Genomic DNA, 25,315 nt, shown 5'->3' on the forward strand with positions numbered 1-25,315 from the left:
CTCGCCAACGCCAACATCATCGACCGCAGACTCATCCGAGAAGGATGGACCCGCTACCGCTGGATCGGACGACCCACCCGCAAACCGTGACCTATCGACGCAATCTCTAAGGCATCTTGCGGCCGCTCGCTACTTTAGTTGTGGGTTTTCCCGATCATCGGCCATCGCGAGGTATCCGCTCAGCCGGTTGATGAAATCATCGTCAGGTATATAGTTCGGGTCGGCGAGACTCTTCGTGTACTCCCCTTGTAACTCATCGATTGCTTGATCGAATTGCAAGACGGCCAAGGCGTTGCTCTGCGAATTGTCAAGATCGACCAGCAGCGCGATCGCTCGATCGATATCCGCCGCTCCCCCATAGTTGTAATCGGCCATTTGGTGCCTCTCTCATAATTGGGAAAATCGTATCGGACTGGGCCGAGCGCTCGAATTAGCGGTGTTGCCGCCGAATCGACCTCAAGTGGTCCTCGCCACAACCCTGTGCGGGTGCGGTCCCGTCGCTCCGCAGCACCATCACGCGGAGCGCCAGTTTTGGGCCCGGAGCACTTTTATACTGTCCGGGGTACATGTATCCGACTCCCCAGAAGGGCAGGTATCCGTAGTTCGCGTGAGTGTCGGTGTAGAACGATTGTTCTTGCACGAGCGCCGGGTCGTACGGGGGGCGCTTCCGAAACTTGGCTTCGCGTGTGGTTGAGGTGAACTTCGTCTTCGCTGATCGAGGCGATAGCGTCGATTGGAATCAGTGACTTCTTTTCGCCGATACCGAGAAAGCCGCCGGTCTCGACCCGCAGGAAGCGAATCTTCCGTGCTTTGTCGTCGATGAGCAGAGCGTCGATCTATCCCATCTCTTGACCGTCTTTATCGATTACTTTGCGACCGCGAATATCGTTGCTCGCCTCGGCGACCGTTTTCCCGAGGTCGTCCAAAGTTACGAGCTTTGCGTACTCATCTGTTGCCATTGTGTCTCCTGACTTCGCGCGGGAAAAGGCGTAGCCGAGGGCTGGAGCAACACCGCGAACGTACCTCCACCAGGACTGGGGTGTCAATACGCAATGCTATTTGTGGATCTGGATTGCGAGTGTCGCGAGTCCACGGGCGGGATCCTCATTCACCCGTTCCAGCGGGTGGATCCGAAATCACCCATCTTGCCGAGGAAGATGTCGATGCATCGAATCAGGCAAGACTGCCTGTTTGAGCAGGCCCGCCGGTAGCGCACGGGGCCAGAATTTTAATTGCGGTCCGAGCCAGAAAGGAATTTCGAATGTTCGATGTGCCCGGGTGGATTCTGGATCGAACTTGAAGCGATAAAACCGTCGATGTCTTCCTCTAATGCCTGAATCACGGCAATCGGGGCGAGCAGTCGACCGCGGCATATTGAACAGATATTCTTGCTGTCAACAGCCTGACAGGCGCTGATGCCGAGTGAGCGCAGCTTCTGTCTCGGGGACAAAGGTCAAGCCGATGAAGTGCATTCAGGCGCAAGTTCTCTCTCGAGTCTTCAGACCGACCAGTTGCTGCCAACTCGGAAATGGCAGCAATATCACAAGGCCGACGACGAAGTTCACGATGAGACCCCACAGCGGAACGCCGAATCTGCTCCTTCGAGCAAGGGCAGCCGGAGCATCTTCGTTACGCGCCAGCGCGTAGGAAACTCGGGCGGCAACCGCCGTGTAGACCAGTCCCGTATCGGCAGGGGAGATGATGGCGTCGGCATAGAGGATGACGGCCAACCAGGTGGGGCCGGCAAGAGTGCTGATCGCCGCGAGCGGACCGAAGTCGTTTGCGAAGGCTGACTGTGCCCATCCACCCGGCTTTGCGCGAACCGAACCCGGCACACCCAAGGTGAATGCCATTTGCAACAGGGCATAGATCACGGAGGTGATCAGGATGGATCCGATCACCGCGAGGGGGATATTCCGGCTCGGGTTCTTGGTCTCACCAGCAAGCTCGATGCCCCGACGGAAGCCAAGAAAAGAAAAAGTGATCCCTGCAGTGGAGATGGCTACGAAAATACCCGGCATGCCTCCCGGGGCAAACCCGTGAGAGGTGAAATTGGCGGGGGAGCCCATGGTGGTTGTGGAGAGGGCAGTGAAGATGAAGACCACGATCACCAACAGAATGACCGCTAGTGTCGCGTGTTAAGGGTGCGCCACTTGAGAACACTCGGCTGGGACAACCCCGTCAGCCGGCCGATCTCCACATTCGCCGTGCCCTCAGAAGCCAACAACACCGTCCGGGCACGCACTGCCAGCGACGCCGATTACGCATGCCCGCGCGTCAGACGCTCAACACCAGAACGGTCGGCCTCACGCAAAACCAACGCTCGAGCCACATACACCATGACTCGACCCTCCTCACCAACCTAAAACCCTTCAACGACACGCGACACGCGACACGCGAGCCGAGTTCCTGCCCTGGATGGCCGGTGCTGGATGATCCATGTGCTTGCGAAGCTCAGGAAGGACCATGGTTGGTCAGCGTTCTTTCTGGAAAGCGAACCACCAGCATGTTTTGGCATGGAGCAATTGGGGAGCGTGTTCTCAGCTCCGTGCGGTGACATGGCAGATCGAATTCGGAATCGCGTCCTCGCTTGACCGCAAATGGTTCGCTATCGTGCAACGTCCTGGCCACGACCTAGCGTAGTGAAGCTACGACGATAGTGAGGGCTGGTGAACCGCGCGGGCGGCGGGAGGTGTTCCACGATGCGAGAGGGTTCCGTATCGCCGCTGTACCTCGGCTCTGTGGCGAAGGCGGCCGCTGCCAATCGAAGTGAGGAAACATAAGCCCATCGAGGCGGCTCTGTTGTCCAGAGCAGCTCGTAGCGCGAGTACCTCATTCGCTCAATGAAACCGAGAACGCGCCCCGGGTCTGACTGCAGCGCTCTGGCGTCCACCACCCGCCAGTCCGTGGGGGATGTTCGGACCAGTTCTAAACCGTCTCCGAGGGATGTCAGCTGACCCATGAAAGATTCCCATCGGCTCGCACGTGGTCAATTTCGGCCTGCGAGGCTGAAATGTGCTGGATGGCGGAATCCATCGTCTCGAACGTTGTCCACACAAACTTGTCTGCGATTTGCATCACGTCGTATTGGCCGGCCCGTTCGTCCACGAACGCCACCATTCGCCTGGCGGTCCCTTCGGGGATTCGACTATCGCAAACCCTCCACGAGTGCGGCGAAACCGGTTCGAGAATCAACGCTTCGTCAAAAAGTTGCCGCATACCAGCGCCCGCGCCGGTGCAGGAAACTCGGAAATCTTCGGCAAGATTTGTCGGAGAAACGGGTGCGCGAAGCATGGAGTCCTCGATTCGATCGCGAAATCAACCGACACCGAGGGCAAGAGTGACTTTGGTAAGTGTGCCGCCCACGATCAGCGAAGTCAATCGATACCGCGTTGGGATGTTCTCGGACTCCAGACCGATAAAGGAAACAACCTGTCGCCGAACCGTCTCGTGCAGGCGGGTCTGTGACGGATGCGTGCGTATGCGATAGCGTTGACGGACTGTCCTGGCCCCTGGCAGCTCCACTGCGAGAGGTTCCGATGTTTTCCTGTTCACTACCTCCGTCCATGCCAGCGGCCCACTGCGGCGATGATGATGGTTGACAAAAGTGGAGACCCCACCGCGACGCGCAATCCGGCGAAACTGGATTTGTGTCAACCGTTTCTCAACGACCTCCCCATTTCTGGGGCTTCGGTCACGGTGATCAGTTCCTCGGGAGCGCAAGTGGCGTTGTGTGCAAGCGATGCGGTGGCCGCTCGCCTGGATGAGTTGCAGTTCGAGTTAGGTGAAGGACCCCAGTGGGTCGCCACCAAAACCGGCACCGTAGTGCTGCTGCCCGACGTCTCCTCCGCTTCACATGAGCAGTGGCCGATATTTGCTGCATCGATGGGGCAGCTGAATGTGGGGGCGATCTTCTCCATCCCCATACGAATGGGAGCAGTAACTGTCGGGGCTGCCACGTTGTACCGCGACACTCCGGGTGAGTTGGATGAAGACCATCAATCGACCGCTCTGGCTATTGCGTCCGCGATTGCAAGCACGGCCGTGCAACGAGCTATGACCTTCGCCACCGACGACGATATTTCCGAATCGGTAGCGGTACCTGCGCTGCGCCGGGAAGTGCATCAAGCCACAGGCATGATCATGGTCCACCTGGACAGCACTGCAACCGTCGCTTACTCGCGGTTGCAGGGTTACGCTTTTGTTCAGGGACGCACAGTCCTCTCAGTTGCACGCGACGTGGTTGCTCGCACTCTTGTATTCGACGACTTGCCCCTCTAAACCACTGATGTAACAGGAGACGCTCACGATGACAGCCAACAGCAGAGAAGCTCAGCTCAGTGCTGCGTTCGTGAAACTCGCCGATACGCTCGTCACTGACTTTGATGTGGTCGACCTCCTCCACTGGTTGGTCGAGGAATGCACTCGCATTCTGGATACCGAAGCAGGAGGACTTCTCCTCGTCGACGCCGTCGGAGTTTTGCAACTCATCGCCTCTACCAGCGAAGAAGCGCAACTTGTCGAAGTCCTCCAACTCGCCGCCGGCGAAGGACCCTGCCTCGACTGCTTCCGCACCGGCACAGCGGTCACCGTCGGCGACATGCAAGTCAACGCCGGAAAGTGGCCCAAGTTCAGTGCCGAAGCCATTAGACGAGGATTTCTTTCCGTGCACGCAACGCCACTGCGACTCCGCGGTCAGATCATCGGCACGATGAACCTGTTCAGCACCCATACCGGAGAACTGAACCCGGCCGACATTGCTGTAGCCCAGGCGTTAGCAGACGTCGCCACCATCGGCATTCTTCAAGAACGCACCATCAAAAGCTCCAGCATCATCACCGCGCAACTTCAACACGCGCTCGATTCTCGTATTCTGATCGAACAAGCCAAGGGGGTTCTCGCCGCCACTTCCGGGATGACCATGAACGACGCTTTCATCGCGATTCGCGCGTACGCCAGAAACCACAACCTCACACTGGCGAAAGTCGCAGACGGGGTAATCGCACGCACTTTGGACGTCACCACCGCCACCATCGGCAAATGAACTAGGCCTGCACCGCAGGGACCGAAAAAGGTCGAAGCGTAGCTCGCAGGCCTACCTGCAGGCTGTGGACACGGGCGACTCGCTCGCCAGTTAATCCTCGGCGGTCCTCGGGCGAAACGACCGGTTCGGTGTCGCCGAATGTTTACCGGTCGCCACTAGCCTGTGGAACATGACGGACACTCCTCCCGCCGGCAGCAATGGCGCCACCGGCGATCCCAGAGCAAAACCGGTTCCGAAACCCGCGCGAACCGGCGCTATCGCCATCGCCGGCCTCGACCTGCAGGACGGCAAGAAGATCCCCCGCAGCTGGGTCGTCGCCTGGGCGTTCTGGGACTGGGGCGGGGCAGCGTTCAACGCCGTCATCACGACCTTCGTTTTCACCGTCTATCTCACGGGCAGCCTGTTCGTCGATCCGGTGCTGCGCGCCAACATGCTCGCCGAGACCGATCCCGCCGGGCCCGCGCACAAACTCGTCGCGGCCGCCGAGGCGCCGCTGTCATCCGGTCTCGGCTACGCGCTGGCCATCGCCGGCATCGTCGTCGCGCTGATCGCGCCCGTGCTCGGCCAGCGCACGGACGCCTCCGGACGCCGCAAACTCTGGCTCGCCATCAACACCGGTGTCGTGGTGCTGGTGACCGCACTGATGTTCTTCGTTCAGGGACAGCCCAGCTACTTCCTGCTCGGACTCGGGCTGCTCGCGGTGGGAACCGTCTTCTACGAGATCGCCACAGTCAACTACAACGCGATGCTCATCCAGGTGTCCACGCCCAAGACGGTCGGCAAGGTCTCCGGTCTCGGCTGGGGAGCCGGATACCTCGGAGGCATCGTCCTGCTGCTGGTGGTGTACTTCGGCCTGGTGGTCAACGGCGCAACGCCAGGCACGGGCGGACTTCTCGGCGTCACGGAAGACAACGGACTCAACATCCGCATCATCGCGGTGATTGCCGCGGTCTGGACACTGGTGTTCTCACTGCCGATCCTGTTCACCGTGCCCGAAATCCCGGCGGAGGCCAGGCGCGCCAGGGTGGGCTTCTTCGAGTCGTATCTCGTGCTCTTCCATGACATCGCCTCCCTCTGGAGGGAGAGCCGCAACACCGTGCTCTTCCTGATCTCGAGCGCGCTGTTCCGCGACGGGCTGGTCGGTGTCTTCACCTTCGGGGGCATCCTGGCGCAGGGCACATTCGGTTTCTCCAGCGGACAGGTGATCATCTTCGCCATCGCGGCGAACGTGGTTGCCGGCGTGAGCACCTTCATCTCGGGACTGTTCGATGACAGGTTCGGCGCGAAACCGGTGATCGTGGTCTCGCTCATCGGACTCATCATCGCCGCGATCGGCGTGTTCTTCGCTCACGACCTCGGCACGAACGCCTTCTGGATCGGCGGGCTCATCCTCTGCCTCTTCGTCGGGCCCGCGCAGTCGGCCAGCCGCAGCTTCCTCGCCAGGGTGACCCCGGCTGGCAGGGAGGGCGAGGTCTTCGGCCTCTACGCGACCACTGGACGCGCCGTCAGTTTCCTCGCCCCGCTGCTGTTCTCCACCTTCGTGGCGGTCGCCGGCGCACAGTACTGGGGCATCCTCGGAATCGTGATCGTGCTGTTCATCGGTCTCGTGCTGCTGATCCCGGTGAAGGCGACGGAGAAGTAGGGTCGCTGCACCTCTCCGCCCGAGCCCGTCGGCCACCCGAATGTTCCCGTTCGGAACGAGTGTGCCTGCTCGGGAAGGAACAACTCTTCCCAAGGGGAACGATCGCGGCTGGGTGCAGCTCGGCCACAGCGGGCGACGCTAGCTCGCGAGCACTCCCTCGCGGTGCCATCTGGTCACGACATCGCCGAGACCGATGCTGCGGAATGCGAGCACGGATGCCCCGATCCGGCCGGCATCGCTGCCGAGGGTCGACAGGGCGATCCGTGGGGCCGGGCGCCAGGTGAGCTGGGCGTCGAGCGCGATCCGCAGCGGGTCGAGCAGTGTGTTGCCGGCGCGGGACAGGCCACCGCCGAGCACCACGAGTGCCGGGTCGAGCAACTGCGTCACGGTGGCGAGGCCGAGAGCGAGTGCGTGCACGGCCTCCGCCCACACGGCGTCGGCGATCGGATCGCTACCGAGACGGGCGACGATCTGTTCAGCGTCGCGCGGTTCTCCCCCGCGCGCCTGGTAGCGGCGGGCGAGCCCGGCGCCGGACATATAGACCTCGAGGCAGCCGCGCTGACCGCAGGTGCAGGTCTCGCCGTCGGCGATCACCGGGATGTGTCCGAGTTCCCCCGGCGAACTGGTCGCTCCGCGTAGCACGGTGCCGCTGTCGAACAGGGCAGCTGCCACTCCGGTGCCGATGGCGACGTGCACGAAGTCGTCCACACCGCCCGCGGCGCCGAGCAGTTGCTCGGCAAGTCCAGCGGCGCGCACATCGTGCCCGATCGCGACGGGAACGCCCGCGCGCTCCGCCATCAGCGAGCCGAGCGGCACATCACGCCAGTCAAGGTTGGAGGCGTAGCCGATCACACCCGTCGAGTCATCGATCGTGCCGGGCGAGACCACGCTGCCGGCCACGATCCGGAGTCCGAGCGACTCTCCCCGTTCGCGCAGTGCGACCAGCAGGTCGCCGACAGCCTCGATCACCAGATCGCCACCGACGGGTGTGGGCCTCGCCTCCTCGTGCACGGTTCGGCCCGCGGCATCCACCACGGCGCCTTTCATGGACGTGCCGCCGAGATCGACGGCGAGAACTGCGGATGTCACGCTCATGCGCCAGCCTTCCCCAACATGGCCAAGTTAGCCAACTCGGCCACGACGCCGCGCACGACGCCTGGGTCCGTCGCCGTCACGCTCGCCGCATCGTATCCCTGCTCGGGATTGGACCAGCTGTTTACGCTCGGCCGCTGAACGGCCGCCTGCAGATGCACTTCTGTCACACCGCTGGAACTCACGACTTCGCCCGCATTCTCCGCGCGAATGGCGCCACCGGCCATGATGGTTACACGACCTCCGGCCTGCTCGACCAATGTGCGAAGCACCGAGGCGCCCTCGAGCGCGGTGCGCCGGCCGCCGGAGGTCAGCACGCGCTGCACGCCGAGGTCGATGACGGTTTCGAGTGATGATGAGAGGTCGCGGGTGCTGTCGAAGGCTTTGTGGAAAGTGACAGGAGCGTCACCGCAGGCGTCGACCAGTCGGCGGCTCGCCTCGACGTCGATCGCACCGGATGCCTCCAACGCTCCGACCACGAAGCCCGCAGACGGCGCGGCCGAGCGGAGCGACTCGATGTCGCTGAGCATCACCTGCACCTCCTGCTCCGAGTAGACGAAGTCGCCGGCGCGCGGCCGGATCAGCAGCATCAGCGGGATGGTCAACCGGGCCGCCACCTCGCGGACCAGGCCGATGCTGGGGGTGATGCCGCCATCCGCGAGTGCGTTGCAGAGCTCGATCCGGCCCGCTCCAGCCTGCTCGGCAATACGGGCACCGGCCACGTCGTCCAGGGCGATCTCGACGAGGGTCACCGGAGCGCGCTCATCGCGGCTTCGAGGTCAGAGCCTGCTGCGATCTCCCCGACGCGAACGCCTCCGCCGAGAACCGGCAGGGTGAGCAGAGCGTCGGCGGCTGAGATGTCGACGCCCAGAGCGCCGAGTACGTCCAGGCCGATGAGTGTGGTCGCGCGCGGGCTGCCGTCGATGACCTTCATCGACACCGATTCCCCGCTGGCCGCAGCGATGCCAATCACGCCCTCGGCACCGCCCTTGGCGAGCGTGCCGGGAACCAGGGTCATGGTGAGGGAGTTCTGGTGGTTCGTGCCGCCGACGTAGTAGGGGTAGGTGCGCATGGCCCAGGCGACATCGAACTCCGGGCTGCCCTCCTCGGCGAGCACGAGTCGTTGGAAGGCTGTCGCGATGCCGCGCACGGTCGTGCTGAACAGTGGGGCGCCGCATCCGTCGATGGCGTCGTGTTCCACCGGCACGCCGGTGAGCGTCACTATCGCCTCCCGCACGTGCTGCTGCAGCGGATGTTGCGGGTCGAGGTAGCTCGCAATGTCCCAGCCGTTCGTCGCCGCGGCCAGGATCATCGCGGCGTGCTTGCCAGAGCAGTTCATGCGAATCGGCGACGGACCCTCGCCGTCGCGGATCAGCCGCTCACGGGTCTCCGCGTTCTCCGGCCAGTCCGCGGGGCAGCCGAGCGCGCTCTCGCCCACGCCGGCCCGTTCGAGGAGTTCGCGAACCACCCGCACATGCTCGTCCTCCCCGGTGTGGCTGCCGGCCGCGATCGCGATCTCATGCTTCACGAGCGGCGCACCGGCCGTGAGGCAGGCGAGAGCCTGTGCGGGCTTGACGGTGGAGCGCGGGAGGATCAACGCATCCGGATCCCCGAGGCTCATGGCCACTGATCCGTCGCGGTGCAGGGCGAGCAGGCAACCGAAGTGACGGCTTTCGGTGACGCCGGAACGTCGAACGATGGCAAGTTCCGCGAGGAGGTCAGGCATGTGGTGCTTTCTGAGCTGTCGGGGTGAGGTCGGGCGTGACCGGAGGGCGGATGCCGCGGCGAACCGTGCGCGAACGCAGCCGTGAGGCGACCGCCGACAGGCTCCCGTTGCACACGAGGTAGATGAAGGTCACGACCAGGAAGGTCTGGATGAGCAGGTGGTTGAAGGCCGAGAGTACCTGACCGCGATAGAGCAGTTCGGTGAACGCAACGATGAAGCCGAGCGAGGTGTCTTTCAGCAGGCTGACCAGCTGGCTGACCAGCGACGGCGTCACGCTGCGCAACGCCTGCGGCAGCACGACATAACTCATGGCCTGGCGCGGAAGCAGGCCGAGGCCGAGCGCGGCCTCTTCCTGTCCCCGCGGCAGGCTGAGCACGCCGGCGCGGATGATCTCCGCGAAGACGGCAGAGTTGGCCACCGTCAGCGGGATCACGAGTTTCCAGATCGTCGGCACGTTGATGCCGTAGTGCGGCAGCCCGAAGAGCATGAGGTAGACGAGAAGCAGCACCGGAATGGTGCGGGCGATCTCGATGTAGGCGGTGGCGATCCAGCGGATCGGGCGCACCCGACTGAGGCGGCCGACGGCGAAGAGCGCGCCGAGCGGCGCGGACAGCACGGCGGTGAGGGCAGCGGCCTGCAGCGTGCCGAGCAGCCCGACCAGGAGGTACTGCCAGATCGGCCACTGCAGGAATGGCGCCCAGCGATCGCCGTCGAGCTGGCCGTGGTCGGCGAACTGCCACACCCCGAGGCCGATAATGCCGAGCAGCACGATCGCGCTGATGACCGAGCCGATGAGGATACGACGGCGGCCCTGCGGGCCCGGAAGGTCGTAGAGGTGGGAGAAGTTGTCGCTCATCGAAGTCTCCTCATCGAACAATCGCCACCCTTCGTTCGACCCAGCCAGCTGCGACACCGATCACCAGGGCGATGGCCATGTAGATGATGCCCGCGCCCGCAAAGATCGCGATCGGTTGCGCCTCGATCAGGTTGATCTTGTTAACCTCCGAGGTCAGTTCGACCACACCGACGGCTGCGGCGAGCGCGGTGTTCATCACCAGCGCGATCATCACGTTGCCGATCGGCTGCACGACAGCTCGCAGCGCCTGCGGCACCACGATCAGCCGAAGCGACTGCATCTGGTTGAATCCGAGGGCACGGGATGCCTCCAGCTGTCCGACGGCGACGGTGTTCACTCCGCTACGCACCGCCTCGGCCACATAGGCCGCCTCGTAGAAGGCGAGCACGATGATGGCCGTCGGTTCGAGCGGCGCGATGAGTCCGGCATCCGGAAGCGCGAAGATGGCGAGAACCAGCAGCGCCAGGAGCGGAACGTTGATGAAGAACTGCACGTAGGCGAACGCGACCCACCGCAAGAGCGGGATCGGGCTCACCCGTGCGACCGTGACCAGCACACCGATGACGATGGAGCCGATCCCGGCGATCAGGAACATCACCAGGGTGGTGGCGAGGGCACCGAGAACATCCCCGAGGTGATCGATCAGTACGTTCATGCCATTCTTCTCACTGGCGCTGCCGATTCACTGGCGCTGCCGATTCACTGACCGATCAGGAGCCGGGAACGGATCCGATGGCCGGAGGCGTCGGGATCTTAGAGTCGACGACGGTGCCGAGCGAAGCCTTCCAGACTTTGCCCCATGTACCGTTCTTCTGGATCTTCACGAGCCAGCTGTTGATGAACTTCTTGAAGTCGGAGTCGTCGTGCTTGAGACCGATGCCATACGCCTCCTTGGTGAATGGCTGCCCGACGACCTTGATCGCCTTATTGCTCACCGCGTCGCTCGCGAGCAGGGTGAGGTCCTGCACGTAGGCATCGCCGCGACCCTGGGTGAGCGCCTGCACGGCCTCGGGGTCGGTGCCGAAGCTCACAATCTTGGCTGTCGGCTGCTTTTCGGGGACCGCGGTGACGGCCGGCGTGTTGGCGCCGACGATGACGGTCTTGCCGGCAAGGTCGTCGATGCTCTTGATGTTCTTGTTGTCGGATTTCACCGCGACCGCGAGCCCCGACTCGAAATATGGTCCGGCAAAGTCGACCTGCGCTGCACGCTGCGTGGTAATCGTGTAGGTGTTGAACACGACGTCGACAGTGCCGTTGGCCAGCAGTGCCTCACGAGTTTCGGATGCCGGCGGCACGATCTCCACGTTCGGCTTGCCGATGATGTAGATGGCGAGCAGCTTGGCAAGGTCGGCGTCGAAACCGGTGACGCTGTCAGGGTTCGACGGGTCCTGCTGCGAGAGCAGCGGGGCGTCGAGTGCCTCGGCCACGATGAGCTTGCCGCGCTTCTTGATCGCGGCCATGGTCGAATTGGGCAAGATGTCCGCGGCCTTGGCGACGATCGCATTCTTGTACAGGGCGTCAGACGAGCCGGAGGCGGCTGTCGACGTTGCTCCGGGAACGGCGGTGGAGCCCGATGAGGAGCAACCAGCAGCGGTGAGAGCTACGGTCGTGAAAACCGCGGCGACGAGGGGTGCTCGCCATCGGTTCGAGGTAGACGTGAACATGGACTTTCCTTTCTGGTGCACGGGTACTGCGGCAAGCCGCTCGAAAATGAGCGGACGTCTTTCGTCGGTAATTTCTTTAGTGATTAGTGGTTAAGGACGGAAGACAGGAACGAGCGGGCTCGTTCAGACTGTGGGTCGTCGAAGAATGCGGCTGGCGCATTTTCTTCGACGATCTGGCCGTGATCCATGAAGATCACACGGTCGGCTGCCCGACGAGCGAAGCCCATCTCGTGGGTGACAACGATCATGGTCATACCCTCGGCGGCCAGTGAGACCATCACGTCGAGTACCTCGCTCACCATCTCGGGGTCGAGAGCGGATGTCGGTTCGTCGAAGAGCATCACCTTGGGTTTCATGGCGAGCGCCCTGGCAATCGCGGCGCGCTGCTGCTGGCCGCCGGAGAGTTCGGCAGGAAACTTGTTCGCCTGCTCGCCGATGCCCACGCGCTCGAGCAGCACCATCGCCTCGGCCTCTGCAACCTTACGGTTCACCCCGCGCACTTTGCGCGGCGCGAGCGTGACGTTGTCGAGGATCGTCTTGTGGGCGAAGAGGTTGAAGGACTGGAACACCATGCCCACGTCGGCGCGGTGCCTGGCGAGGGCTGCACCCTCGACGGGAAGCGCGTGCCCGTCGATCACGATGTCCCCGTTGTCGATGCCTTCGAGGCGGTTGATGGTGCGGCAGAGGGTGGACTTGCCGGAGCCGGACGGTCCGATGATCACCACGACCTCTTGCGGGGCGACCGTGAGGCTCACATCGTTGAGCACGTGAAGATCGCCAAAGTGCTTGTTCACTGCGGTGAGGCTCACCATGGCGTTGACCGGGTTCACGGCAATCACCCTTCCTGCGGGTTCACTCTCGCGTCGGCGCGAGACTGTCGAAATCAGAGGCTGTGCTGTTCAGAGGCTGTGCTGTTCACATGCGATGCTGCTTATGGGCTGTGCTGTTTATAGTAAGTGCGTAAAGTTACGCTTGCATTACAACTAATAAAATCCAATTTCGAATAAAGTACAGAGAGTCACCTCAGTAGAGTCATCTCACCCAGTAGGCCGCCCCGTCTCGATTGGCCCGAAACCCATGCCGCAGGCCCCCGTCACGCCCCTGTCGTCCCACTCGTCGCCGGGAGCAATTCTTCGACTGATCCGCTCGGGAGCCGCCTCCTCCAGGGCCGAAGTCGCCCGCCTGGTCGGCATCTCCGCATCCACAGCCACCACGCGTGTCGACGAACTGATCAGGCTCGGCTACCTGCGCGAGGCCGGTGCGGGCGCGTCGCAGGGGGGTCGGCGTCCGCAGCTCGTGGAGGTCTCGCCGGCATCCGGAGTCGTCGGAGCCGCCGACCTCGGCACCAACCACGCATCCTTCGGGCTGTTCGACATGGGTGGCACACTGCTCGAAGAGCGGCACCTTGACATGACCATCGCCGACGGGCCGAGGCCGATCCTGGCCTGGGTACTCGAGCAGATGACGCAGATGGCCGGCGACCAGGAGATCAGGGGGATCGCCCTCGCGCTCCCTGGCCCTGTCGACTCCCTCACCGGCCTGCTCGTCTCGCCCTCGCGCATGCCAGGCTGGAACGGGATGGATGTCGCGGCAATCATGCGCGAACTGTCCGGCGTTCCCGTTCTGGTCGACAACGACGCCAACCTGATGACGCTGGGCGAGCACAGCCTGCCCACGTCGCACGTGCAGCATCTCGTCTTCGTGAAGGCCGGATCGAGCATCGGCTGCGGCGTGATCGCCTCCGGCAAACTGCACCACGGTAGCCACGGCATGGCCGGCGACATCAGCCATGTCTCCGTGCCCGACGCCCCGCACGTGCTCTGCGGCTGCGGTCGCTACGACTGTCTCGACGTGCTCGCGGGTGGCGCCGCCATCGTCACCAATCTGCGCTCGGCCGGCATCGAGGTGGAGGACACCGCGCACGTGCTGAGGCTGGCGCTTGACGCGCATCCGCTGGCCACCCGGATGCTGCGCGACGCGGGCACGCGCACCGGCAACGTGCTCGCCACCATCGTCAACTTCTTCAACCCGGAACAACTGGTGCTCGGCGGCAACCTCAGCCAGGCCGAAGCCTTCGTGGCCGGGGTGCGATCGGCGATCTACACGCAGTGCCTGCCCATGGCCACCGATCACCTGGAGATCGTGGTCAGCCCTGCTGGAAAACTGGGCGGTGTGCGCGGTGCAGCCCAGCTCATTCTCGATCATCTCTTCGACAGTGACGTGGTCGACCAGCTGATCCGCGCGCGGTAGCTACAGCTCCGACTGCCTAGCCGTGGACGAGCGCTCGAACCTCCACGGGCGTGAATCTGGCCTCGACGAACCGGGCCGCGATCTCGATGGCCCGGTCGACGCCGTCGACATCCACCAGGTAGTAGCCGCCAACAATCTCCGCGCCCTCGGTGAACGGGCCATCGGTGATCGTGATCTCGCCGTCACCGGTTCTCACCACCCTGGCATCCGTGACGCTCAGTTCGTTGGAGTCGACCAGCTCGCCGCTGGCCCTCAGCTCCGCCTGGATATCGTCGTGGACCTGCCGGAACTCCTCAAGGTCGGCACCCTCGATGGCCACATTGGCCGCGTCGTTGTTGTAGATCGTGATCATGTACTTCATTGAATACTCCTTGGTGATACGTCTGAGCAGCGGGTTACGGGGCAGCGGGTTACGGGGCAGCAGGTTACTGGGCGGCTGTGACAAACGCGGCGAGCTCGGTCGCCATCGGCGTCGGCTCCCACGAGTGATTCGCTCCCGGCATCCGCTTCTGCGTGGATCCGGGAATCGCGTCGACGATAGCGTCGGCCGCCACCAGCATGACGGGGTAGGTCTCCTCCCCCATCAGCACTTCGACGGGCACCCGGATGCCGGCGAACAGCTCCGCGAGCGGTGCCGACTCCGCCCAGGCCAGCGATTCGCCGTCGGCGCGCAGGCTCGGTGCCTGGGCAACGATGCCCGCCCACATCGGCGAGTTACGCACGCCATCGAGAAACTCTGCAGGCATGTCCTTCATGTAGTAGAGCTGGGCACCCTCGAGGTCACCGGCCGTGAGCCGGCGGTCCACCTCGTCCGCCCACTCGCGAGCCCCGCCGTCCTGCGGGCCGAGCGGTGCCTCCCAGAGCACGAGGCCGTCGACGGGCAGGCCGGCGGCGGCCGCAGCCAGGGCGATCGAGCATCCGGATGAATGCCCGCACAGCACGGCGCTCCCTCCGGCGACACCGATGAGCGCTTCGATCACGGCGAGCTCCCGCTGCAGGTCGATGCGGTCGTCGACGGGGCTCTCGCCTCGACCCAGACGGTCATAGACGATCGTAGAAATACCCTGCTCGGCTGCGGCCTCGGCTGTTGCTGTTGTCACCGGATCGATGGCGCGGTAGGGGCCCGCCCCGGCGATGAAGATCAGCGCCGGACCGGATCCGCGATGGTCGTAGGCAACGCGGTCGCCTCGAGAAGTTGTGACGAAGTCGCTCATGTCGGTTCCTTTCGTGGATGCGTGGTTGTCAGTTCAGTCGTTCGTGGAGGCGCGCAGTCACCCATTGACATCAAACTAGACGGTTCAGTTCCGAAAATCAAGACTAGACTGTACAGTACTTGAATTGACAGGGTGAGGAGGTCGCATGTCCGTACCGATAGGGATGGCGCCTCGCTCCGTTCTCAAACGCCAGGCAATTCTCGATGCCGCAGAAGACGTCTTCCTCAGGAGCGGCTATCTCGGCACCAATATGGACGAACTCGCCGCGCTGTCAGGGGTGTCGAAACAGACCGTCTACAAGCACTTCGGCAGCAAGGAGGCGCTGTTCGTCGAGCTGGTGATGTCGATGACGAATATCGCCAGCGACACCGTGCACCACGAGATTCCCGACCCCGCGGATGACGCAGAGCTCACGGCCTACCTGGTCGACTACGCGGAACGGCAGCTCGCCATCGTGCTGACCCCGCGCCTGCTGCAGCTCCGACGGCTGGTGATCGGCGAAGTCAGCCGGTTCCCGGCGCTGGCCACCGCCCTCTGGGAGAGCGGCCCGAGCCGCGCGATGTCCGCCCTCGCGCTGGTGTTCGGCCGGTTGGCGGAGGCTGGGCTGCTGGAGATCGACGACGCGCGAGTCGCGGCATCCACCTACAACTGGCTGGTGATGTCCGGGCCGCTCAATGAGGCGATGCTGCTGGGGGATGCCGCGGTTCCGAGCACGGCGCAGCTGCACCACCACGCCGCCGAAGGGGTGCGAGTGTTTCTCGCCGGCTACGGGCGCTGAGTCGGCGTACGACCTCCACCTGTCACTGGGCTGCACAAGACGCGTTTCTCCGGAGGATGTGCACACAGCACCCGGACTGGGGTGATTGCGGACCGGTTGGAGCCAAACCTCCGGAGAAACGTGTCGGTCGGGCTAGCGGCGCGGAACGCGGTGCGCCGAGAGGCGTCGCTCGGCCTCGTCCAGGTCGATGGTTCCCTCGGCCACGCCGAGGATCAGGTCGAACCCATCGTCGGCTGTGAAGTCGTGCTGATATCCGTTGATCCAGAGAAAGAGCACCATAAGAGTCCAGCCGGCACGCTTGTTGCCGTCGACGAGCGCGTGGTTACGCACCAGCGATTGCACCATGGCCGCCGCTTTCCTGTCGAGTGATGCATAGGCATCTGCCCCAAACATGGATGCCGCGGGCCGAGCAAGCGCCGACGACAGGAGCCCGCCGTCCCGGAGGTGAAAGCCGAAGCGCTCGATCACACGGAGCGCGTCGTCGAGCCGCAGGTACTCGGTCACGCGTCTGCGAGCCGCTCCAGGATTTCAGCGTCGTGCGCCAGTACGAAGTCGATACCGCGATCGACATCTTCGCGGCGAGCTCGTGTGCGCACCATGAGCTCAGCCCCCTGCAGCAGCAGGGAATGCTTGGAAACGTGCTCGCGGGCCGCCAGTTCATCGAGCTGCCGATCGAGCTCCTCGGGAATCCGAACGTTCATAGCCATACCAGAATGGTACCACCGGCCATGATGAGGTAGCCGTGTCGGTAATCCGCTGGTGCTGGCAGGATTTGGGTGACAGCCTTGCCTTATGAATACCGCTGACAAAGCCACACTGCTCACCTCCCTCCACATTCCGGGCGAACCGCTCATCGTCACCAACGTGTGGGATGCCGTCACCGCCCGCATCGTCGCTGAGGCGAGGGGCGTGAAGGCTCTTGCCACCGCGAGCCATGCCGTGAGTTTCGCGCACGGGGTACCGGACGGCGAGGGACTCACCGTCGAACAGGCCCTCGAGACGGCCAGGCTGGTCGCGGGCGCGGTGGAGATCCCGGTATCCGTCGACTTCGAGAAGGGCTACGCCGCGGATGCCGCGGGCGTGCAGCAGAACGTGGTTCGCCTGATCGAGGCTGGCGCGGCCGGCCTCAACATCGAGGACTCGCTGGAGTCGGCCAGCGGCCCACTCCGTGACGCTGACGAGTCCGTCGCCCGAGTGGCAGCGGCTCGAAAGGCAGCGGATGAGGCGGGCGTGCCGCTCGCGATCAATGCGCGTGTCGACGCTCTTGTCGGTGCTCCGCGCGACTGGGCCGGCGCGATGGAACGAGCCAACCGCTATCTCGACGCCGGAGCGACGAGCATCTTCGTGCTCGGGCTCCCCACCGAGGGCCTCGTGGAGCGAGCGGTGAAAGACGTGAACGGGCCGGTCGCGGTGATCTCAGGCGCGACATCCGTGCCACTGCGCAAGCTCGCCGACCTCGGGGTCGCCCGCGTGAGCTTCGGCCCGGGAACGCTCGGCCTCACCCTGGCGCACCTGCAGCGCGCGGCGACCACCCTCACCGCCCTCGGTGAGTACCCGGAGGAACTGGGGTTCGCGTACTAGTCGGCGACAGCGCACCGGGGGGATCGCCAATCCCTGTACCGACGAGCCTCCGCAGGCGAGACTGGGTGGGTGGACAGAGCACAGCTAGCCGACTTCCTTCGCACCCGCCGCGAGTCGCTCCAGCCGGAGGACGTCGGCCTCACCCGCGGGCCGCGGCGCCGGGCCAGCGGCCTCCGCCGCGAGGAGGTCGCAAGCCTCAGCGGCATGTCGGTCGACTACTACAACCGGATCGAGCAGCAGCGCGGCCCGCAGCCGTCGGAGCAGATGCTGGCAGCGATCGCCCGCGGCCTTCACCTCTCGGTCGAGGAACGCGACCACCTGTTCCGCCTCGCCGGACACAACGCGCCGCTGCGTCTGCCCCGCACCGACCACATCGGCCCCGGTATCATGCGCGTGCTCGACCGCCTCGGCGACACCCCAGCCCAGGTGATGAACGGACTCGGCGAGACGCTGGTGCAGACCCCACCGGCTGTTGCGCTGCTCGGCATCGAGACCGCCTTCACTGGGCTTGAACGCAGCGTGGTCTACCGCTGGTTCACGATGCCGGCAAGTCGGCGCATCTATCCGGAGGAGGATCAGCCGATGCATGCCAGGTACTTCACTGCAGACCTGCGCGCCGGATACTCACGCCTCGGCGAGCGCTCACGGGCGGGCGAGATCGTGGATGCCCTGCTCGACAGCAGCGAGGAGTTCCGCGACGAGTGGAGCAGGCACGAGGTCGGCAAGCGGCAGGGCACCCGCAAGCGGATCCAGCATCCGGAACTCGGAATCCTCGAACTCGACTGCCAGGTGCTGTTCGACGCCGACCAGTCGCAGTCCCTGCTCGTCTTTACCGCGACGCCCGGCAGCGAGAGTCACGAGAAGATGCAGCTGCTGAATGTGATCGGCAGCCAGCAACTGGCGTAGCTCTCCTACAGCAGGGTGCCACCGGATGCCTCGATCAGTTGCCCGGTGATCCACCCGGTGCCCGGTGCGAGCAGGCTCGCGATCACGCCGCCGATGTCGTCGGGTTCGCCAATACGACCGAGGGCGGAGAGCCCAGCCATCGCCGCGCGGGCCTGCTCGTTGTCGCGCATCATGCCGCCGCCGAAGTCGGTGCCGATCGGCCCAGGTGCGACGGTGTTGGCACGGATGCCGCGCGGGCCGAGTTCCGCTGCAAGATAGCGCGTGAAGACCTCGATCGCGCCCTTCATCGCCGCGTAGGCCGACCAGCCCTGACCGGTGAAACGGGCAAGCCCCGTCGACAGGTTGATGATGCGGCCGCCGTCCGCGATCAACGGCATGAGGCTCTGCGTCAAAAAGTAGACGCCCTTCAGGTGCACGCCGTAGAGCATGTCGAAGCTCTCGACCGTCGTCTCGGCGATGCTCCCATTGGCCGCGACTCCGGCGTTGTTGACGAGAAAGTCGAAATCGGTGCGATCCCACCTCTCGCGCAATTCGGTCTCGACCGAGGTCCTGAATGCGGCAAACCCGTCGACGACGCTCGTGTCGAGCTGGATGGCAACGGCGACGCGCCCCGTCCCGGTGATCTCGGCGGCGACGGCTGAGGCTTCGTCGGCGTTCGATCGATACGTGAGGATCACGTCTGTGCCGTCCTCCGCAACCCGCAGCGCGGTCGACCTACCGAGCTCGCGGTTACCTCCGGTAATGAGTGCGATCTGCCCTTCAGACATGATGTCCTTCCGTGCGCCGGGTGGTGCGGATGCCGCACTCGCCATGCCCGTTCGCTGAGTTCCAGCGTCGTCGCGTCGCCGTCGGGCGGGAAGGACCCGCTTGTCAGGGGATCGGGAATCCGGGTTTGCGCCGGCGCGCCACGTTTCTCGGCCGCGAAGGGTGCCTCGACTGCGCCCGAAAGCTCAGCCGCATCCACTCCTCCACGGGCCGTCTCTGCGCTCGCCATTCCACAGGAAAAATGCTGTCCAGCAAGATATTGACGGCTCGAAGAATGTCGGTGGTCGATGCCAGAATCGTTGTATGGACTCCCCGATCGCGTTACTCGAAACGCGCGTTGCTGCGATCGAGGTGAGCTATGCCAGCGGTCCCTCCAGCAGCCTCGGCGAGATCGAGGGGATGTCCGATGTCGGGGTCGTCGACGCCGCACGCGAGCTAGCAGATCTGTCACGCCGAGTCGACATTCTGCGGCTTCACATCGCCGGGGAGGTTGCCGACCGATCGCGTACTTCCCTCGGCAATGACGGCCTCGCCAAGCGTGCTGCCTATGCCAGGCCAGCGCTCATGCTGGCCGCGCTGTGGGGCATCACCGTCGCCGAATCCTGCCGACTCTGCGACGTAGGTCTGGCTATCCGTGCACGACAGACGATCGGTGGGGAACCGCTGCCGCCGCGGTATCCATCGGTCGCGGCCGGTATCGAAAATGCTGTCATTGGAGTCGCCACAGCGGCGGTCATCATCCGGCAGCTCGAAGCCGTCTCGCTGCGCTGCTCGGCGGATGCCCGGGAAGATGCCGAGGCGCAGCTGGTCGCCCTCGCGCATGACTACACGGTGGAGGAGATGGTGCGGTTTGCCCGTCTCGTCCGTGATCGGCTCGACCAGGACGGCGCGGAACCGCGCGACGAACTGCACCGCAGACGGCGTTCGCTCACCATTCGCACCACCTCCGACGGCATGATTCACGTCGACTGGTACCTGCCGCCCGAATCCGGCGGGCTGGTGAAAGCCGGCATCGATGCGCTGGTTGGTGCCGAATTGCGTCAGAGCCGAGAGGATGGTTCCACTGATAGTTCGTGCGAGCTTGTCGACGATCGTTCCCTCCCCCAGTTGCGATCGGATGCCGCGGCTGAGATCTTTCGCCATGCGGCCACCTGCGTCGGCTCCGGCGGCCAACTGCCGGCCTTCACCATGGTGGTTCGCATGGATCTGGATTCGCTCATCACCGGACTCGGCACGGCGGAGATCGATGGCATTGATGAAACGATCTCGGCCACCACCGCCCGGATGCTCGCTGCGGAAGCAGAACTCATCCCCATCGTCCTCGGCGGCAGAGGCGAAGTGCTCGACCTGGGGATGAGCCGTCGACTGTTCACCAAGGCCCAAAAGCTGGCATTTGGCGAGCGGGACGGCGGCTGCGCATTCGGGGGATGCTCGAGCGTTCCCTCCTACGCGGAAGCTCACCACATCGACTGGTGGTCGCATCTCGGACCGAGCGACCTCGACAACGGAATACTGCTCTGCTCCCATCACCATCATCAAATCCACGATTTCGGCTGGGAGATAGAGATCCGCGAAGGCGTTCCGTACTTCCTTCCGCCGCCACACGTCGACCCCTATCGACAGGCGCGGCGTGGTGGCAGGATCGCGCTCGCAGCATAGCCCCGCGGCAGGTATCCCACGAGGCCGCGCATCGAGGAGAGCCCCTCACATGAGCGCTCGTCGGGCGCCACTCGCCGCTGTCAGCCTCCTGTTTCGCCGAGTACAGCTAGCCGCACGACGTGAAAACAGAGCTGGACAGCGGAACATAGGCGAACCATCCGTTGGAGCATCCGGGATGCAGCACCCAGAACCAGATGAGCAGCATCGTCACGAAGAATCCGGTGACGAAATTGAGCCAGAGGAATCTCTTCCAGCCGCGGTTCGCGGTTTCGGCTTCAGCATCCGAAATCGACCAGAAAGGCAGCACGGATGCCGCGTACGGCAGCATCAGGATCGCCGCGAGCTGCCCGGGGAAGGACGTGAAGAGCAGCAGCACTCCGGCCAGCAGATAGGCGAAGAAGGCGAAACGTACAGTCGCCCTACCACCGATCACCGTCGCGATCGAGCCGATGCCGCCCTCGCGGTCAGCGACGATGTCCTGTACAGCACCGAACGCGTGGGAGGCGATGCCCCAGAGAAAGAAGGCTGCGAGCAGCGCCCACAATCCCGGGGTGAATGCCGCGCCGGCGAGCACCAGGCCGTACACGGCCGGTGAAACGAAGTGGGTACTCGAGGTGACGGAGTCGACAAAAGGCCGCTCCTTGAATCGCATACCCGGAGCGGAATAGGCGACCACCGCGAAAACACTCACGGCTAGCACAACCCACGACAACGGATTACCGACGACCACCAGGAACACCAGGAATGGCACGTTCAGGATGACGGCCGCCCACAGCGTGAGTCGGTGCACGCCCGGGTCGAGCAACGCACCCTCGACACCGCCCTTCCGCGGATTGCGCAGGTCGGACTCGTAGTCGAAAACGTCGTTGATGCCATACATCGCGAGGTTGTAGGGGATCAGGAAATAGATCGTGCCGATCACGAAAACCACGTCGACCTCGCGGGTCGCCATGAGGTAGCCGGCCGCGAAAGGGAAGGCCGTATTGATCCAGCTGAGCGGTCGGGACGACACGAACAGGCTTCTCACCGCGTTCACGATCGCGCCTTCCGACGGGCGGTGAGCACCCAGAGCGAGGGCAGCAACAGTGCGGCGGCGACCGCATAGGCGAAGTCTTCGAGCGGCGCGACACCCACAAAGGCACCGGAGATCTTGGCGGTGTCGTAGCCGACCAGACCTATGCCGATCATGACGTTATCGAACACGCTGGTGAATACCAGCAGGATGAGCAGCGGAAAGACGACGGATGTCCACCGCATCCCACCGCCCCGTTGCGCTTTCAGGAGCGCCGCGATCCCCGCCACCGCGACGACGGCCAGGAAGATCGCGTTGAGCGCCCAGTAGCTCACGACCGCTCTCCCTTCGCAGCCGAACTATGCGTGCGGGAGAGGAAGCCGACCAGGTTCATTGTGAGATAGCAGAGCAGCGCGAGGAAGAAGACCTCCTCGACGGGCAGTTCCGGCCCGACGAGCAGGCCGGTCATGAACGCCGTCTCTCCACGAAAGAAGATTCCGAGACCGATACCTGCAATGTCCCAGATGAGAAAGAAGATCACACCCGCGATCAGCACGATCGCGGCGCGCCGAGCATCCCGCCAGAGGAAGAGTCGAAACCGGCGATCGAGAACAACCATCCCGGTCAGTGCGATCAGTAGCGCAAGCAGGTAGAGGATTCCCATCATGCCGCCGGCGGCATGAGCGGTTCCGGCAACGCCTCCGTCGACACATCACCACGCAGGCGTTTGATCAACACCTCGGCGCTGATCAGACACATCGGCAGACCGATACCGGGAATCGTCGAGCCGCCAACGTAGAACAAGCCATGGACCTTTTTGCTCACATTCCCCGCACGGAACATGGCACTCTGCGTGAGGGTGTGTGCCGGGCCGAGCGCCGTGCCACGCCAGGAGTTGAGGTCCTCGACGAAGTTGCCGGGTCCGACGGTGCGACGCACGACGATCCGCGAGGCGAGATCGGGGATGCCCGCCCAGTCCGAGATTTGCGCAATCACCCGGTCGGCGAGCGCCTCGATGCGCGCGTCGCCGTCACCATCCACGTCACCCCGTCCGATCGTCGGATCGGCGGGGATCGGCACCAGTACGAAGAGGTTCTCGAAGCCTGCCGGCGCCACCGACGGGTCGATCCCGCTCGGCTTGCACACGTAGAGCGAGGCTGGGTCGGGCACGCTCGGGTTCGGTCCGAAAATCTTGTCAAACCCCTTCTCCCACTCGCGGGTGAAGAGCAGAGTGTGGTGCTCGAGAGTCGGAAGCTCGCCGCGTACGCCGAGATAGAGCAGCAGGGCGCTCGGTCCAGGGGTCTTCGTGTCCCAGTAACTCTGCGGATAGGTCTGCAGTTCGGCGGGCAGCAGCCGCGTCTCGGTGTGGTGGAGGTCAGCGGCGGAGACCACGAGGTCTGCGTTGAAGGAATGCGTGGTGCCCGCGGCATCCGTGTATTCGACCCCCGTGGCCCGCCCATCCAGGGTGCTGATCGCCGTGACGGACGCCCCTGTCACAATGGTCGCGCCCTCCTTCTTCGCGAGGTCGGCGATGCTCTCGATGAGTCGCGAGAACCCGCCCATCGGATAGAGCACTCCGCCCTCGAGGTCGAGGTGGCTCATCAGGTGGTACATGCTCGGCGCGAGGTAGGGGGAGGAGCCGAGGAAGACGGCGGGGTAACCGAGGATCTGCCGCAGCCTGGTGTCTTTCACCGTGCGCTTCACGAGCGAGGCGAGGGGTCGCAGCAGCAGCGTGCCGAGCTCGCCCATGCGCGAGACGACGTCGCGCCGCAGCAACGGGCGGATGTCCGCGAAAGTCGTGTACAAAAACCGCTTCTTCGCGATCTCGTAGGTCTGCCGCGCCGACTCGAGGTACTTCTCCATGCGCGGCCGCGACCCTGGCTCGATGCGCTCGAACAGTTCAAGGTTCTCTTCCCGGCTCGCGGTGACGTCGATCGGATCGGCCTCTCCCTCGAAGATGACCCGGTAACCGGGATCGAGGGTTACCAGGTTCAGCTGCTCCTCCGCGGTCGTTCCGAGCAGGCGGAAGAAGTGATCGAAAACCTCGGGCATGAGGTACCAGCTCGGCCCGGTGTCGAAGCGAAAGCCGTCGTGCTGCCACGAACCGGCGCGGCCGCCGACATCCTGGCGCGCCTCGAGCACGGTGACGCTGTGGCCTTCGCGGGCGAGGAGTGCGGCAGAGGCGAGCCCCGCGATGCCGCCACCGATCACAACGACGGTGCTCACGTGGTGACCTTCGGCGTGCGGCCGAGGGAGGCGCCGGCGGCGATGCGCAGCTTCACCGGATTCGGTACCCGCACCCTCGCACGTACCAGGCTGTCGGCCGGCGTCGCTCGCAACCGCACCGAGAGCTCGGTGAAGAGTCCCTGCGCGAGGGCGACGGCACGCCGCGATGTGGCCGGAAGCTCCGGCAATACCTTGGCCGACTCGCGGAGATCGGCGTCGATGTCGTCGAGCAGTCGGTTCTTGTCCGCTTCGGAGAAAGATTCGATGCTCACACCGGGAAAATAGCTGCGCCCGAGGGTTTCGAAGTCGGCGGACAGGTCGCGCAAAAAGTTGACCTTCTGGAATGCCGCCCCCAGTCGACGAGCGCCATGCACGAGGCGGGCGTTCTGTTCCGCAGTGACTTCGACGCCGTCGAGGAAGGTGCACAGGCACATGAGCCCCACGACCTCGGCTGAACCGTAGACGTAGTGCTCGAAGCTCTGCTGGTCGTACTCGGTCTGGCTGAGATCCATGCGCATCGACTCGAAGAATGGGCGCGTGAGCTCCGCGCCGAATCCGGTCTGGCGGGCCGTTCTGGCGAAAGCGTGGATCACGAGATTGGCGCTGTAACCCTGGTCGAGCGCGGCCTCGGTGTCACGTTCCAGGTCATTGAGCACCCGCGCCGCCGCGAGCGCGTCGAGGCCGGCATCCGTCGCTTCGCCGTCCACGATCTCGTCGGCGATGCGCACCAGAGCGTAGATGTTTTCGATATGACGGCGGATGCCAGGCGACAGCAGGCGCGATGCCAGGCCGAACGAGGTGGAGTAGCGGCGGATCACGATGCCGGCCGTCTCGTCTGCGACACGATCGTAGAGACTCGCCACGATCAGGAGCTCCGGCCGACGGTTAGGCTGAATGCGC

Annotated in this window: 30 protein-coding genes; 8 read left to right on the top strand and 22 right to left on the bottom strand. The window is 64.1% G+C overall.

What is annotated here, in order from left to right; all coding sequences use genetic code 11:
• Nucleotides 1-129: 129 nt before the first annotated feature.
• The 5 genes from ABIB56_RS14215 to ABIB56_RS14235 all read right to left on the bottom strand — a co-directional run bounded on the left by ABIB56_RS14215 (nt 130) and on the right by ABIB56_RS14235 (nt 3,294).
• Nucleotides 130-375 carry a hypothetical protein gene (locus tag ABIB56_RS14215; protein ID WP_354569884.1) on the bottom strand — a complete coding sequence of 82 codons (246 nt, stop codon included), beginning with the start codon at nt 373-375 and terminating at the stop codon, nt 130-132.
• Between the two features lie 173 nt (nt 376-548).
• Nucleotides 549-836, bottom strand: coding sequence for a PRC-barrel domain-containing protein (locus ABIB56_RS14220; protein WP_354569948.1), 288 nt, complete (start codon nt 834-836; stop codon nt 549-551).
• The gene (locus ABIB56_RS14225) at nt 837-959 is read right to left on the bottom strand and encodes a hypothetical protein (RefSeq protein ID WP_354569885.1); all 123 of its coding nucleotides are present in this window, start codon (nt 957-959) and stop codon (nt 837-839) included. It abuts the gene before it with no gap.
• 513 nt (nt 960-1,472) lie between these two features.
• Complete coding sequence (locus ABIB56_RS14230) at nt 1,473-2,120, bottom strand: APC family permease (protein WP_354569949.1); 648 nt, start codon at nt 2,118-2,120, stop codon at nt 1,473-1,475.
• Between the two features lie 829 nt (nt 2,121-2,949).
• Complete coding sequence (locus ABIB56_RS14235) at nt 2,950-3,294, bottom strand: hypothetical protein (RefSeq protein ID WP_354569886.1); 345 nt, start codon at nt 3,292-3,294, stop codon at nt 2,950-2,952.
• A 294-nt stretch (nt 3,295-3,588) separates the two neighbouring features.
• Between ABIB56_RS14235 and ABIB56_RS14240 the strand changes: the two genes are divergently transcribed.
• From ABIB56_RS14240 to ABIB56_RS14250, 3 genes are all read left to right on the top strand, one after another.
• Nucleotides 3,589-4,281: a GAF and ANTAR domain-containing protein gene (locus ABIB56_RS14240; RefSeq protein WP_354569887.1), complete on the top strand. Its 693-nt coding sequence runs from the start codon at nt 3,589-3,591 to the stop codon at nt 4,279-4,281.
• Nucleotides 4,282-4,309: 28 nt separating this feature from the next.
• Nucleotides 4,310-5,044 carry a GAF and ANTAR domain-containing protein gene (locus ABIB56_RS14245; protein WP_354569888.1) on the top strand — a complete coding sequence of 245 codons (735 nt, stop codon included), beginning with the start codon at nt 4,310-4,312 and terminating at the stop codon, nt 5,042-5,044.
• A gap of 169 nt (nt 5,045-5,213) precedes the next feature.
• A complete protein-coding gene (locus tag ABIB56_RS14250; RefSeq protein ID WP_354569889.1) occupies nt 5,214-6,686 on the top strand; it encodes an MFS transporter in 1,473 nt (490 codons plus the stop codon).
• Between the two features lie 138 nt (nt 6,687-6,824).
• Here the strand turns inward: ABIB56_RS14250 and ABIB56_RS14255 are convergent, their stop codons facing one another.
• The 7 genes from ABIB56_RS14255 to ABIB56_RS14285 all read right to left on the bottom strand — a co-directional run bounded on the left by ABIB56_RS14255 (nt 6,825) and on the right by ABIB56_RS14285 (nt 12,836).
• Nucleotides 6,825-7,781 carry an ROK family protein gene (locus ABIB56_RS14255; RefSeq protein WP_354569890.1) on the bottom strand — a complete coding sequence of 319 codons (957 nt, stop codon included), beginning with the start codon at nt 7,779-7,781 and terminating at the stop codon, nt 6,825-6,827.
• Complete coding sequence (locus tag ABIB56_RS14260; protein ID WP_354569891.1) at nt 7,778-8,530, bottom strand: copper homeostasis protein CutC; 753 nt, start codon at nt 8,528-8,530, stop codon at nt 7,778-7,780. Before ABIB56_RS14260 ends, ABIB56_RS14255 begins: the two co-directional genes overlap by 4 nt.
• Nucleotides 8,527-9,504, bottom strand: coding sequence for an asparaginase (locus ABIB56_RS14265; protein ID WP_354569892.1), 978 nt, complete (start codon nt 9,502-9,504; stop codon nt 8,527-8,529). The genes ABIB56_RS14260 and ABIB56_RS14265 overlap by 4 nt, the downstream gene beginning before the upstream one ends.
• Nucleotides 9,497-10,360, bottom strand: coding sequence for an amino acid ABC transporter permease (locus ABIB56_RS14270; protein WP_354569893.1), 864 nt, complete (start codon nt 10,358-10,360; stop codon nt 9,497-9,499). Before ABIB56_RS14270 ends, ABIB56_RS14265 begins: the two co-directional genes overlap by 8 nt.
• 10 nt (nt 10,361-10,370) lie before the next feature.
• Entirely contained in the window at nt 10,371-11,015 is a 645-nt protein-coding gene (locus ABIB56_RS14275) for an amino acid ABC transporter permease (protein WP_354569894.1), read from the bottom strand.
• A 55-nt stretch (nt 11,016-11,070) separates the two neighbouring features.
• Nucleotides 11,071-12,024, bottom strand: coding sequence for a glutamate ABC transporter substrate-binding protein (locus ABIB56_RS14280; RefSeq protein WP_354569895.1), 954 nt, complete (start codon nt 12,022-12,024; stop codon nt 11,071-11,073).
• Between the two features lie 83 nt (nt 12,025-12,107).
• A complete protein-coding gene (locus ABIB56_RS14285; protein ID WP_354569950.1) occupies nt 12,108-12,836 on the bottom strand; it encodes an amino acid ABC transporter ATP-binding protein in 729 nt (242 codons plus the stop codon).
• A gap of 265 nt (nt 12,837-13,101) precedes the next feature.
• Between ABIB56_RS14285 and ABIB56_RS14290 the strand changes: the two genes are divergently transcribed.
• A complete protein-coding gene (locus ABIB56_RS14290) occupies nt 13,102-14,274 on the top strand; it encodes an ROK family transcriptional regulator (RefSeq protein ID WP_354569896.1) in 1,173 nt (390 codons plus the stop codon).
• A gap of 16 nt (nt 14,275-14,290) precedes the next feature.
• Here ABIB56_RS14290 and ABIB56_RS14295 read toward each other — a convergent pair whose 3' ends face one another.
• The gene (locus ABIB56_RS14295) at nt 14,291-14,635 is read right to left on the bottom strand and encodes a YciI family protein (protein WP_354569897.1); all 345 of its coding nucleotides are present in this window, start codon (nt 14,633-14,635) and stop codon (nt 14,291-14,293) included.
• Nucleotides 14,636-14,699: 64 nt separating this feature from the next.
• Nucleotides 14,700-15,488 carry an alpha/beta fold hydrolase gene (locus ABIB56_RS14300; RefSeq protein WP_354569898.1) on the bottom strand — a complete coding sequence of 263 codons (789 nt, stop codon included), beginning with the start codon at nt 15,486-15,488 and terminating at the stop codon, nt 14,700-14,702.
• Nucleotides 15,489-15,633: 145 nt separating this feature from the next.
• Between ABIB56_RS14300 and ABIB56_RS14305 the strand changes: the two genes are divergently transcribed.
• The gene (locus ABIB56_RS14305; protein WP_354569899.1) at nt 15,634-16,266 is read left to right on the top strand and encodes a TetR/AcrR family transcriptional regulator; all 633 of its coding nucleotides are present in this window, start codon (nt 15,634-15,636) and stop codon (nt 16,264-16,266) included.
• A gap of 132 nt (nt 16,267-16,398) precedes the next feature.
• On the opposite strand, the gene ABIB56_RS14310 is transcribed toward ABIB56_RS14305, so the two are convergent.
• Together ABIB56_RS14310 and ABIB56_RS14315 are read right to left on the bottom strand one after the other, a co-directional pair.
• On the bottom strand, nt 16,399-16,770 hold the full coding sequence (locus ABIB56_RS14310) for a type II toxin-antitoxin system death-on-curing family toxin (protein ID WP_354569900.1): 372 nt from the start codon (nt 16,768-16,770) through the stop codon (nt 16,399-16,401).
• Entirely contained in the window at nt 16,767-16,973 is a 207-nt protein-coding gene (locus tag ABIB56_RS14315; RefSeq protein ID WP_354569901.1) for a ribbon-helix-helix protein, CopG family, read from the bottom strand. The genes ABIB56_RS14310 and ABIB56_RS14315 overlap by 4 nt, the downstream gene beginning before the upstream one ends.
• An 85-nt stretch (nt 16,974-17,058) precedes the next feature.
• On the opposite strand from ABIB56_RS14315, the gene ABIB56_RS14320 reads away from it, so the two are divergent.
• Both ABIB56_RS14320 and ABIB56_RS14325 read left to right on the top strand, forming a co-directional pair.
• A complete protein-coding gene (locus ABIB56_RS14320) occupies nt 17,059-17,847 on the top strand; it encodes an isocitrate lyase/PEP mutase family protein (RefSeq protein WP_354569902.1) in 789 nt (262 codons plus the stop codon).
• 69 nt (nt 17,848-17,916) lie between these two features.
• Nucleotides 17,917-18,753 (top strand): helix-turn-helix transcriptional regulator, encoded by an 837-nt coding sequence (locus ABIB56_RS14325; RefSeq protein ID WP_354569903.1) that lies wholly within the window; start codon nt 17,917-17,919, stop codon nt 18,751-18,753.
• A 5-nt stretch (nt 18,754-18,758) separates the two neighbouring features.
• Here ABIB56_RS14325 and ABIB56_RS14330 read toward each other — a convergent pair whose 3' ends face one another.
• Nucleotides 18,759-19,520 (bottom strand): SDR family NAD(P)-dependent oxidoreductase, encoded by a 762-nt coding sequence (locus tag ABIB56_RS14330; RefSeq protein WP_354569904.1) that lies wholly within the window; start codon nt 19,518-19,520, stop codon nt 18,759-18,761.
• A 301-nt stretch (nt 19,521-19,821) separates the two neighbouring features.
• Between ABIB56_RS14330 and ABIB56_RS14335 the strand changes: the two genes are divergently transcribed.
• Nucleotides 19,822-21,177: an HNH endonuclease signature motif containing protein gene (locus ABIB56_RS14335; protein WP_354569905.1), complete on the top strand. Its 1,356-nt coding sequence runs from the start codon at nt 19,822-19,824 to the stop codon at nt 21,175-21,177.
• A gap of 106 nt (nt 21,178-21,283) precedes the next feature.
• Here the strand turns inward: ABIB56_RS14335 and ABIB56_RS14340 are convergent, their stop codons facing one another.
• Genes ABIB56_RS14340 through ABIB56_RS14360 form a run of 5 tightly spaced genes read right to left on the bottom strand, consistent with a single transcriptional unit; the run spans nt 21,284 to nt 25,278 of the window.
• Nucleotides 21,284-22,213 carry a prenyltransferase gene (locus ABIB56_RS14340; RefSeq protein WP_354569906.1) on the bottom strand — a complete coding sequence of 310 codons (930 nt, stop codon included), beginning with the start codon at nt 22,211-22,213 and terminating at the stop codon, nt 21,284-21,286.
• Complete coding sequence (locus ABIB56_RS14345) at nt 22,210-22,524, bottom strand: lycopene cyclase domain-containing protein (RefSeq protein ID WP_354569907.1); 315 nt, start codon at nt 22,522-22,524, stop codon at nt 22,210-22,212. The genes ABIB56_RS14340 and ABIB56_RS14345 overlap by 4 nt, the downstream gene beginning before the upstream one ends.
• Nucleotides 22,521-22,853 (bottom strand): lycopene cyclase domain-containing protein, encoded by a 333-nt coding sequence (locus tag ABIB56_RS14350; RefSeq protein WP_354569951.1) that lies wholly within the window; start codon nt 22,851-22,853, stop codon nt 22,521-22,523. Before ABIB56_RS14350 ends, ABIB56_RS14345 begins: the two co-directional genes overlap by 4 nt.
• On the bottom strand, nt 22,853-24,415 hold the full coding sequence (gene crtI / locus ABIB56_RS14355) for a phytoene desaturase family protein (RefSeq protein ID WP_354569908.1): 1,563 nt from the start codon (nt 24,413-24,415) through the stop codon (nt 22,853-22,855). Before crtI ends, ABIB56_RS14350 begins: the two co-directional genes overlap by 1 nt.
• Nucleotides 24,412-25,278 carry a phytoene/squalene synthase family protein gene (locus tag ABIB56_RS14360; protein WP_354569909.1) on the bottom strand — a complete coding sequence of 289 codons (867 nt, stop codon included), beginning with the start codon at nt 25,276-25,278 and terminating at the stop codon, nt 24,412-24,414. Before ABIB56_RS14360 ends, crtI begins: the two co-directional genes overlap by 4 nt.
• Between the last annotated feature and the right edge of the window lie 37 nt (nt 25,279-25,315).

The organism is Glaciihabitans sp. UYNi722 (assembly GCF_040549465.1).
Classification (GTDB): Bacteria; Actinomycetota; Actinomycetes; order Actinomycetales; family Microbacteriaceae; genus Lacisediminihabitans.

What these genes read in the sequence shown, in the direction of transcription:
- ABIB56_RS14235 (WP_354569886.1), bottom strand. Translation starts at nt 3,294, where the DNA reads ATGCTTCGCGCACCCGTTTCTCCGACAAATCTTGCCGAAGATTTCCGA.
- ABIB56_RS14350 (WP_354569951.1), bottom strand. Translation starts at nt 22,853, where the DNA reads ATGGGAATCCTCTACCTGCTTGCGCTACTGATCGCACTGACCGGGATG.
- ABIB56_RS14285 (WP_354569950.1), bottom strand. Translation starts at nt 12,836, where the DNA reads ATGGTGAGCCTCACCGCAGTGAACAAGCACTTTGGCGATCTTCACGTG.
- ABIB56_RS14300 (WP_354569898.1), bottom strand. Translation starts at nt 15,488, where the DNA reads ATGAGCGACTTCGTCACAACTTCTCGAGGCGACCGCGTTGCCTACGAC.
- ABIB56_RS14280 (WP_354569895.1), bottom strand. Translation starts at nt 12,024, where the DNA reads ATGTTCACGTCTACCTCGAACCGATGGCGAGCACCCCTCGTCGCCGCG.
- ABIB56_RS14215 (WP_354569884.1), bottom strand. Translation starts at nt 375, where the DNA reads ATGGCCGATTACAACTATGGGGGAGCGGCGGATATCGATCGAGCGATC.
- ABIB56_RS14315 (WP_354569901.1), bottom strand. Translation starts at nt 16,973, where the DNA reads ATGGCTATGAACGTTCGGATTCCCGAGGAGCTCGATCGGCAGCTCGAT.
- ABIB56_RS14225 (WP_354569885.1), bottom strand. Translation starts at nt 959, where the DNA reads ATGGCAACAGATGAGTACGCAAAGCTCGTAACTTTGGACGACCTCGGG.
- ABIB56_RS14320 (WP_354569902.1), top strand. Translation starts at nt 17,059, where the DNA reads ATGAATACCGCTGACAAAGCCACACTGCTCACCTCCCTCCACATTCCG.
- ABIB56_RS14270 (WP_354569893.1), bottom strand. Translation starts at nt 10,360, where the DNA reads ATGAGCGACAACTTCTCCCACCTCTACGACCTTCCGGGCCCGCAGGGC.
- ABIB56_RS14330 (WP_354569904.1), bottom strand. Translation starts at nt 19,520, where the DNA reads ATGTCTGAAGGGCAGATCGCACTCATTACCGGAGGTAACCGCGAGCTC.
- ABIB56_RS14275 (WP_354569894.1), bottom strand. Translation starts at nt 11,015, where the DNA reads ATGAACGTACTGATCGATCACCTCGGGGATGTTCTCGGTGCCCTCGCC.
- ABIB56_RS14255 (WP_354569890.1), bottom strand. Translation starts at nt 7,781, where the DNA reads ATGAGCGTGACATCCGCAGTTCTCGCCGTCGATCTCGGCGGCACGTCC.
- ABIB56_RS14305 (WP_354569899.1), top strand. Translation starts at nt 15,634, where the DNA reads ATGTCCGTACCGATAGGGATGGCGCCTCGCTCCGTTCTCAAACGCCAG.
- ABIB56_RS14335 (WP_354569905.1), top strand. Translation starts at nt 19,822, where the DNA reads ATGGACTCCCCGATCGCGTTACTCGAAACGCGCGTTGCTGCGATCGAG.
- ABIB56_RS14295 (WP_354569897.1), bottom strand. Translation starts at nt 14,635, where the DNA reads ATGAAGTACATGATCACGATCTACAACAACGACGCGGCCAATGTGGCC.
- ABIB56_RS14240 (WP_354569887.1), top strand. Translation starts at nt 3,589, where the DNA reads ATGATGATGGTTGACAAAAGTGGAGACCCCACCGCGACGCGCAATCCG.
- ABIB56_RS14250 (WP_354569889.1), top strand. Translation starts at nt 5,214, where the DNA reads ATGACGGACACTCCTCCCGCCGGCAGCAATGGCGCCACCGGCGATCCC.
- ABIB56_RS14290 (WP_354569896.1), top strand. Translation starts at nt 13,102, where the DNA reads ATGCCGCAGGCCCCCGTCACGCCCCTGTCGTCCCACTCGTCGCCGGGA.
- ABIB56_RS14265 (WP_354569892.1), bottom strand. Translation starts at nt 9,504, where the DNA reads ATGCCTGACCTCCTCGCGGAACTTGCCATCGTTCGACGTTCCGGCGTC.
- ABIB56_RS14245 (WP_354569888.1), top strand. Translation starts at nt 4,310, where the DNA reads ATGACAGCCAACAGCAGAGAAGCTCAGCTCAGTGCTGCGTTCGTGAAA.